Genomic DNA, 1,511 nt, shown 5'->3' on the forward strand with positions numbered 1-1,511 from the left:
GATCGATGACGAACCCAACGTGCGTGGCGCACACCGACGCATTGCAAACGGCATGCAAGCCAGCTCCCAGAACACCTGGCCCTCGCTGAAATACGACATCCGCTCGATCAACCAATTGGGCAGTCGATTCTTGGGACCGGGCTTTTATTACAAGACGTTTATGAAACCAGATTTTCTGTGCCCGCTCTACCAAAAAGTGCTGCGCGGATTCGTCCACGGCGGTGTCGTTGCTGAGGAACGCCCAGCAGAAACCTATGAAAAACGCTACGCCCACGTCGACGTACTGGTCGCCGGTGGCGGGCCAGCCGGCATGTCAGCCGCTCTTGCCGCGGCTGAAACCGGTGCTACCGTCATGCTGGTCGAAGAAGACCATGAACTCGGTGGCCACCTGCGCTGGGCGGATGGGGCCCTGGCACGCCAACTGCGCTCCCAGGTCGAGTCGACGGCCAATATCCAGGTTTACACCAACACCACGGTGGCAGCCCGCTACGACGACAACTGGTTGGCCGTCGTCCAGCGTGCACCGAAACCAGGAATGCACGAGCGCATTATCAAAACTCGCGCTCGCAGTCTGGTGGTTGCCGCCGGTCTCATCGAGCGTCCCTATGTTTTTGAGGGCAATGATTTGCCCGGCGTGATGCTCTCCACAGCAGCCCGCCGCCTGATCAATCTCCACTCGGTTCGTCCCGGCGACCGTGCGGTCGTCCTGACCGCAAATCCCGAAGGTGATGCAGCGGTTGCTGACCTGCGACGTGCCGGCGTAGATGTCGCCGCGGTTGTTGATGCACGTGCCGGAGACACAGTGGTCAGAGCTCGCGGCCGTGGAACGCTCCAATCCGTTGAACTGTCCACCGGCCAGCGGGTAGATGCCGATCTGTTGGTTACCGCGGTGGGTTGGACTGCTCCGACCTCACTGCTGAATATGTCCGGTGACAAACCGTATTACGAACCACGGGCAGCACGCTTTTTGCCCGGTGGAACCGAAGAAGGTGTCTATGCAGCCGGGGGCATTGCCGGTGACGGCACCGCACAGCAACTGGTCGAGCACGGTGCCGCCGTTGGTGCACGCGCAGCAGCCCACGGGCTGACCCAGCGCGGACAGAAGATCGCCTCGGCCCCGACGGTGCCCGGTGACCACGATGCGGTGGCCCAGGCCGAACTTCCAGACGTGGCCCCGTTGGATGTGCCACAGCACCCAGAAGTGTATCGTTCCTCAACCCACGGGTACGTGGATTATTCCGAGGACATCACCTCGGACGATCTGCAATCAGCCGTTGCAGAAGGCTATGACTCAGCCGAACTGGTCAAACGCTTCACCACGGTCACCATGGGTCCGTTGCAGGGCAAGATCGAGCTGATGAACTTCATCGCCATCATTGCCGAAGCAACCGGCAAAACCATCGCCGAAACCGGTACCACCACGTGGCGGCCAATGTACTCCCCGGTCACACTGGGAGCGCTGGCTGGTCAGATCTATGATCCGGTCCGGTACTCGTCGATCCAGCCGTGGC

General features: G+C 61.0%; 1 protein-coding gene. It reads left to right on the forward strand.

All coding sequences use genetic code 11. The annotated features are described in order from the left end of the window. A partial coding sequence (locus L0H14_RS12480; RefSeq protein WP_301421999.1) for an FAD-dependent oxidoreductase occupies positions 1-1,511 on the forward strand: 1,511 nt, incomplete at both ends.

Origin of the sequence: Yaniella sp. (genome assembly GCF_030453185.1) — a bacterium.
In the GTDB taxonomy this organism is placed as follows: Bacteria; Actinomycetota; Actinomycetes; order Actinomycetales; family Micrococcaceae; genus Yaniella.